This is a genomic window from Mangrovihabitans endophyticus (assembly GCF_014646155.1).
Lineage (GTDB): Bacteria > Actinomycetota > Actinomycetes > Mycobacteriales > Micromonosporaceae > Actinoplanes > Actinoplanes endophyticus.
In genome coordinates this window covers 24493-31005 of the sequence record NZ_BMMX01000001.1, presented here as the reverse complement: position 1 = coordinate 31005, position 6513 = coordinate 24493, and the positions used below count along the sequence as shown (strand labels likewise).

Annotated in this window: 6 protein-coding genes; 4 read left to right on the top strand and 2 right to left on the bottom strand. The window is 72.0% G+C overall.

Annotated elements, in window-relative coordinates; genetic code table 11:
* Positions 1-122: 122 nt before the first annotated feature.
* Entirely contained in the window at positions 123-2066 is a 1944-nt protein-coding gene (locus IEY73_RS00140; protein WP_189077740.1) for an APC family permease, read from the bottom strand.
* A gap of 112 nt (positions 2067-2178) precedes the next feature.
* Between IEY73_RS00140 and IEY73_RS00135 the strand changes: the two genes are divergently transcribed.
* Positions 2179-2976, top strand: coding sequence for an SDR family NAD(P)-dependent oxidoreductase (locus IEY73_RS00135; RefSeq protein WP_189076954.1), 798 nt, complete (start codon positions 2179-2181; stop codon positions 2974-2976).
* A gap of 10 nt (positions 2977-2986) precedes the next feature.
* On the opposite strand, the gene IEY73_RS00130 is transcribed toward IEY73_RS00135, so the two are convergent.
* The gene (locus tag IEY73_RS00130; protein ID WP_189076953.1) at positions 2987-4549 is read right to left on the bottom strand and encodes a hybrid sensor histidine kinase/response regulator; all 1563 of its coding nucleotides are present in this window, start codon (positions 4547-4549) and stop codon (positions 2987-2989) included.
* A 200-nt stretch (positions 4550-4749) separates the two neighbouring features.
* Between IEY73_RS00130 and IEY73_RS00125 the strand changes: the two genes are divergently transcribed.
* Genes IEY73_RS00125 through IEY73_RS00115 form a run of 3 tightly spaced genes read left to right on the top strand, consistent with a single transcriptional unit; the run spans position 4750 to position 6509 of the window.
* Entirely contained in the window at positions 4750-5238 is a 489-nt protein-coding gene (locus IEY73_RS00125) for a YbaK/EbsC family protein (protein WP_189076952.1), read from the top strand.
* 18 nt (positions 5239-5256) lie between these two features.
* A complete protein-coding gene (locus IEY73_RS00120; protein ID WP_189076951.1) occupies positions 5257-5940 on the top strand; it encodes a monooxygenase in 684 nt (227 codons plus the stop codon).
* The gene (locus IEY73_RS00115; protein ID WP_189076950.1) at positions 5937-6509 is read left to right on the top strand and encodes a GNAT family N-acetyltransferase; all 573 of its coding nucleotides are present in this window, start codon (positions 5937-5939) and stop codon (positions 6507-6509) included. The genes IEY73_RS00120 and IEY73_RS00115 overlap by 4 nt, the downstream gene beginning before the upstream one ends.
* Positions 6510-6513: the final 4 nt, after the last annotated feature.

Genomic DNA, 6513 nt, shown 5'->3' with positions numbered 1-6513 from the left:
CCCGGGACGGGCCAGGGCGGGACGGGACGGGCCAGGGCGGGACGGGACGGGCCAGGGCGGGACGGGACGGGCCAGGGCGGGACGGGACGGGCCAGGGCGGGGCGGGACGGGGCGGGCTTCTGCTATCCGCCCACGTGGATGCCCGGCCGCCGCGCCGGATCCGGCTCGATCGAGCGGATGATCTCGCGTACCACCGGTGCCGTGTCGCCGCGTCCCAGCAAGAGGTAACGGAACAGGTGCATCAGCGGGCTGCCCTCCGCCCATTCGAAGTAGCAGTGTGGCCGCAATCCTGTCGCATCGCGCAGCACCAGGAGCACCGCCGCGATCGAGTTCGGCGCCGCCGGGCTTTCCAGCCGCAGGATCCGGTGCCCGTCGACTTCGACACCCCGGACGCAGATGACGTTGCTGAAGTCTGACGGGTCCACCACGTCGACCTCCAGGAACAGCACGTCCGCCGCGCCCGGCACCGGGTTCATCCCGCGCTGGCGGCGTTCCTTGCCCGAGTATTCCTGCCCGTTCCCGGCCTTGCGGCGGTTGGCGATCAGGTTGAGTTCCCCGTCGTAGGCGATGGATTCGGTGACGAACGTCCGGGCCGCCTCGTCGAACTCGATGCGGTCGGCGCGCAACTCGGTGGTCCGCGAGACGCGGGAGATCAGTGATACCGCGACGATCGCCGCCACGAATACCGCCGAGATCGCGATCCCGTCCGGCTTGACGATGATGTTGTCGCCCAAGGCGTACAGCATGACCAGGGTGAGTACGGCGAATCCGGCGGCCGCCCGGCGTTGGCGGCGGCGTACGGCTGAAATGGTCACCGCGACGGCGCCGGAGACCATCATGGCGAGGATGCCGGTGGCGTAGGCGCCCGCCTGCGCGTTGACGTCGGCGTCGAACGCGATGGTGAGGGCGACACTGATCGCCGTGTAGACCAGCACCACCGGGCGCACCGCCCGCGCCCATTCCGGCGCCATGCCGTAACCGGGCAGGTAGCGCGGCACGATGTTGATCAGGCCGGCCATCGCGGACGCGCCGGCGAACCAGAGGATCAGGATGCTGCTGATGTCGTACGCGGTGCCGAAGACTTCGCCGAGCCGCACGTGGGCGAGGTAGGACAGCGCGCGCCCGTTCGCCGGGCCGCCCTCGGCGAACGCCTCCGGTGGGATCAGCACGGTGGTGACGAAGCTGGTGGCGATCAGGTAGACGCTCATGATCAGCGCCGCGGTGGCGAGCAGCTTGCGGGTGTTGCCGATGCGGGAGCGCAGCCGTTCGGCCCGGTCCCGGCCGCGGGCCGCGATGAGCGGCATCATGCTGACGCCGGTCTCGAACCCGGACAGCCCGAGCACCAGCGCGGGGAAGGCGAGCACCGCGGGTCCGAGGGCGCCGGCCACACCGCCGTGGCTGGTGGTGAGCGCCCCTGTCCAGGTGCTGAACGCGCCGGGCACGGTGAACACGTCCACGAAGCCGACGACGGTGATCACCGCGTTCAGTCCGAGGAATGCCGCGACCAGCGGGATCGCCACGCCGACCGCCTCGTTGAAGCCGAGCAGGAAGACGAAGCCGAGGATCAGCAGCAGCGTGATGGTGATCGGCAGCACGTGCCCGCGCAACGCGCCGGGCGTGTACGGGTTCTCCGACATGTGCACGGCCGCGTCGGCCGCGGACAGCGTGATGGTGACGATCCACGACGTGGCCACGAAGCCGAGCAGGACCAGCACGAACAGCTTGCCCCGCCAGAACGGCAGCAGATGCTCCAGCATCGCCACCGAGCCTTGGCCGTGCGGACTCTCCCGGGACACCCGCCGGTACATCGGCAACATGCCGAACAGCGTCAGCGCGACGATGAGCAGGGTGGCCAGTGGGGACAGCGCGCCCGCGGCCAGCGCCGCGATGCCGGGCAGGTACGAGAGCGTGGAGAAGTAGTCCACGCCGGTCAGGCACATCACCTTCCACCAGGCCTGCTGGTGGGTTCCCTCGCCGGACTCGGGCCCGACCGGCTGCACCCGGTCGGCCAGCAGCCACCGGGTGATCCGGTGCGCCGGCTGATGCGGCCGGACCGGGCTGTCCATGGACTCGGGGACGTGGATCTCGATGCTCACGGTGTCAGGATGCACCCCGGGGGAACAAAGAGCTTGACGGAGGCGGCCCACGCGGACGCCGACAACGAGCAAGGGAGCAGACATGCCACGGACGATCGTCGTCACGGGCGCCAGTTCCGGGGTGGGACGGGCCGCCGCCGAGCAGTTCGCCGCGCAGGGCGACCACGTCGTGGTGGTGGGGCGCAACCCCGACCGGCTGGCCGGTGCCGTCGACGCGGTGCGCGCCGCCGGCGACGGGCGCGAGCCGGGACGGTTCCAGGCCGACTTCGAGAAGCTGGACGACGTACGCGCCCTCGCCGCGCACCTGCTGGACACGTACGAGACGATCGACGTGCTGGCCAACAACGCGGGCGGGATGGTGGAGCGGTACCGGCGCACCGTGGACGGCTTCGAGGCCACCATGCAGGGCAATCATCTCGCCCCGTTCCTGCTGACCAGCCTGCTGCGCGAGCGGTTGCGCGGCGGTCGCGTGGTGAACACCTCCTCGGCCGCGCACCGGGCGGGCGATCCGGACCCGCACGACTTCGCCGGCGCTCCCGGGTCGTACCGGTCCTTCCCGGCCTACGGGGTGACCAAGTCGGCGAACATCCTGTTCGCCCAGGAGGCGGCGCGCCGCTGGCCGGAGGTGCTGAGCGTGTCGTTCCATCCCGGCGTGGTGCGCACCAACTTCGGCGCGGGTAAGGCGGTCCGGTTCCTCTACCGGTACGCGCCGTTCCTGGTGTCACCGGAGAAGGCGGGCGGGCTGCTGGTGTGGCTGGCGAATGCGGACGCTCTGGTCGACGGCGGCTACTACGTGGGGCACCGGGCCACCAAGCCGTCGGTGGATCCGGCGCGGGCCGCGGATCTGTGGGACGCCAGCGCCAAGGCCGTCCGCGTGTGACAGTGCCCGGTCAGGACGCGTGGGCGGCCGCCGCGACCGGCGCCACCTCGGACAGCACGTCGAGGATGTCCGACGGGGTGAACGGCTTCTTCACGACACGCGCGTCCGGCGCCAGCGAGCCCTCGTTGAGCAGCGCCGGAGCGTACCCGGAGACGAAGACCACCGGGGTGCCGGGGCGGAGCGTGCGGAGGCGGTCGGCCAGTTCCCGCCCGTCCATCAGCGGCATCTGCACGTCGGTGACGAGGCAGGCGATCTCGTCGGCGGTCTCCGCGACGGCCAGCGCCTCCCGGCCGTCCCCGGCGGTCAGCGTGCGATAGCCGGCCTTGCGGCAGATCCGGTCGAGGATGAACCGCAGATCTTCGTCGTCGTCGGCGATCAGTACGGTCGGCACGTCCCGGCTGCCGCGCCGGTCGCTCGGCGGAGGCGGCGGCTCGACCGGCGCGTTGAGCAACGGCAGAGTGATCGAGACCTTGGTGCCGCTGCCCGGCTCCGACCGCAGGGCGAGCTCGCCTCCGGCCTGGGTGATGATGCCGTGCGCCTGGGTGAGGCCGAGCCCGGTGCCCTGGGCGTCGGACTTGGTGCTGAAGAACGGCTCGACGGCATGCTCGGCGGTCTCCGCGGTCATCCCTCGCCCGCCGTCGCTGATGTCCAGGTGCGCCCGGTCCCCGGGATGGTTCCCGGAAGGCAGCGCGGGACGCAGGCCGATCCGGCACACCCCGCCGGCCGGCATCGCCTCCGCGGCGTTGGTGATCAGATGCTGCAGGGCGACCATGAGCTGGTCGGGATCCACTCGGACGGTGAGCGGGGTGGGCCACGGGTCGAGCACCAGTTGCACCCCGGGCGGCAGGCCGTCGGCCAGCGTGTCACGGCGCGCCCGCACCAGCTCGCACAGGTCGGTGGGCTCGGCGCGCGCGATGTCGTACCGGCCGAAGGCGAGCAGGCGGTTGCTGAGCTGGGCGGCACGTTCCAGCCCTTGCCCGCATCGGCGCAGGTCGGTGAGGGCGTCGTCGGCAGCGTCGGCGGGCATGTCCGCCCGTGCGGATTCGATGGTTTCGGTGGCGAAGGTGAGGTAGCCCTCGATCGCGGCGAAGATGTTGTTGAACTCGTGGGCCACGCTGCGCGCCATCCGGGACAGGCTGTCGATGCGCTCGGTGTGGTGGCGTCGCTGGACCGCCGCCTGTTCCGCGAGCAACACGTCCTCGGACACCGCGGGACCCTCGTGCAGAGCCCGACCGACGGCCTCCAGCAGCGCCTGCGGCCGCTCCCCGCGCGGGATCACCTGCCGCACGCCCAGCGCCGCCGCCAGCAGACGCGCCTCGTCGTCGCAGTGTGCCGAATAAAAGATCAACGGAACGAATCGGGTGCCCGCCCGCCGTCGCAGCAGCCGGGCGAGCTGAAATCCGTCGACGCCGGTCATCAGCAGCTCGGAGACCACCACGTCCGCCCCGATCGCGTGGTCGGCGGCGGCGGCCGGATCGGCGACCGCGGTCACCGTGTGCCCGGCGGATGCCAGAAGGGCCGCGGTGGCTTCCAGCAGGGCGGGCTGGTCGTCCACGACGACGATGCGCGACATCGATCCTCCTCGGTCGCAGGACCTGGGACCTCCTCGGTCGCGAAACCCGAGTCTGAGGGCAGGCGGCTATGAAAACGACATTAAGCACGTTGCACGACCGATATCGCCTTTTCAGCCGGATTACCGCCGAATAGCACAGGGAACGCCGCCCCCTGGCAGCGGCCGTGTGCCGCGAACATCGGCCGGGGCAAGATAGGGAGATGGAGACACATCCCAACGTCGTGGCGGTCCAGGACGCGCTCGACGCGGCCGGGGCGCGCACCTCGGCGGGGGCGCCGCCGTCCGTGATCATCTTGGACGACGCGGTGCACACCGCCGCCGCGGCAGCCGCCGCGCTCGGCGTCGAGGTCGGCCAGATCGCCAACTCGCTGATCTTCGACGCGGACGGCGAGCCGCTGCTCGTGCTCACCTCCGGCGCCCACCGGGTGGACACCGGCAAGGTGGCCGCCACGCTCGGCGTCGACGCACTCCGGCGGGCCACCCCGGAATTCGTCCGGGCGCACACCGGCCAGCCCATCGGCGGCGTCGCGCCGCTGGGCCATCCCAAGCCGGTACGCACCGTGGTGGACACCGCCCTGGCGCAGTACTCCGAGATCTGGGCGGCCGGCGGAGTGCCTCGGGCGGTCTTCCCGATCACGTACGCGGAACTGCTGCGCGTCGCCGCCGGCTCCCCGGCCGACGTGGCCTGATCGGCGGTCGTCGGCCGGATGCACGTCGACCTGTATGTCTGGCGAGTGCCGCGCCGGGCCATCCCGGCCGTGCTGTGGCGCATGGCGGTGGATCCGCGCCGCACGCGGGCGCTGCCGGGGGTGCGCTTCGTCAAGCTGCTCGGCACAGGGACCGGCACCGGCTTCGGTCCGGGTGACGTGGACGCCACCCGGTACGCCGCCCTGGTGGTCCGCGACCACGACGCGCCGGAGGTGACGTGGCCCGGGTGGGACCGGATCGCCGTCGCCCGCGCGCGCCTGCGCCTCAACCCGCTGGCCAGCCGTGGACGATGGTCGGGGCGTGCGCCCTTCGGCGTACCGCGTACCCGCCGCACCGGCCGGGCTGACGGGCCGGTGCTCGCGCTCACCCGCGCCCGGCTGCGCCCGGCGAAGGCGCTGACATTCTGGCGCTCGGTGCCCCCGGTCGCCGCCGAACTGCACGCCGCCCCCGGCCTGCTGGCCCGATTCGGTATCGGCGAGGCCCCGGTCGGGTGGCAAGGCACGGTCAGCGTCTGGCGTGGCACGGCGGACCTGACCGCATTCGCGTACCGTCAGCCGGAACACCGCGCGGTGATCGCGCGAACACCCACCGATCGGTGGTACGCCGAAGACCTGTTCGCCCGGTTCGCCGTCGTGGGTGTCGAGGGCGACCGTGCGGTGCTCGATTGGCGGGAGGATCTATGAGGCTCGTTCCGTGGCAGCCGGAGGATCTGCTCCGGCGGCTGGATGACGTGGTCTCCGTCTACGGCGAGGCGATGGGCTACCGGTCCGAGCTGCTCCAGACCCGCCGCGGCTACATCGGCGCACACGCACGCCGGCGTGGGTTCCGCGCCGTTGCCACCCTGACCACCGAGGGCAGCCTGGCCGGTTTCGGGTACGGCTACCGGTCCGGCCCCGGCCAGTGGTGGCACGATCAGGTCCGCTCCGCCCTCGACGAGGACGACCGGCGGCACTGGCTGACCGATTGCTTCGAGGTGGTCGAATTGCACGTACGCCCGGCCGCGCAGGGTCATGGAGTCGGCGCCCGCCAGTTGCGCGCCCTGCTCGCCATGGCCGACGGCAGGACCGTGCTGCTGTCCACGCCGGAGGCCGACGAGGAACGTTCCCGCGCCTGGCGGTTGTACCGCCGTTTCGGCTTCGTCGACGTGCTGCGCGACTTCCTGTTCCCCGGCGACGAGCGGGCGTTCGCCATCCTCGGACGGGAGCTGCCGCTGGCCGAGCGGCCGGTGAACGCGCGCCGCGACGCCGGCTGATGTC

Excerpts from the sequence above, each read along its gene's own strand:
- IEY73_RS00130 (WP_189076953.1), bottom strand. The coding sequence starts at position 4,549 with ATGTCGCGCATCGTCGTCGTGGACGACCAGCCCGCCCTGCTGGAAGCC.
- IEY73_RS00135 (WP_189076954.1), top strand. The coding sequence starts at position 2,179 with ATGCCACGGACGATCGTCGTCACGGGCGCCAGTTCCGGGGTGGGACGG.
- IEY73_RS00120 (WP_189076951.1), top strand. The coding sequence starts at position 5,257 with ATGCACGTCGACCTGTATGTCTGGCGAGTGCCGCGCCGGGCCATCCCG.
- IEY73_RS00140 (WP_189077740.1), bottom strand. The coding sequence starts at position 2,066 with ATGGACAGCCCGGTCCGGCCGCATCAGCCGGCGCACCGGATCACCCGG.
- IEY73_RS00125 (WP_189076952.1), top strand. The coding sequence starts at position 4,750 with ATGGAGACACATCCCAACGTCGTGGCGGTCCAGGACGCGCTCGACGCG.
- IEY73_RS00115 (WP_189076950.1), top strand. The coding sequence starts at position 5,937 with ATGAGGCTCGTTCCGTGGCAGCCGGAGGATCTGCTCCGGCGGCTGGAT.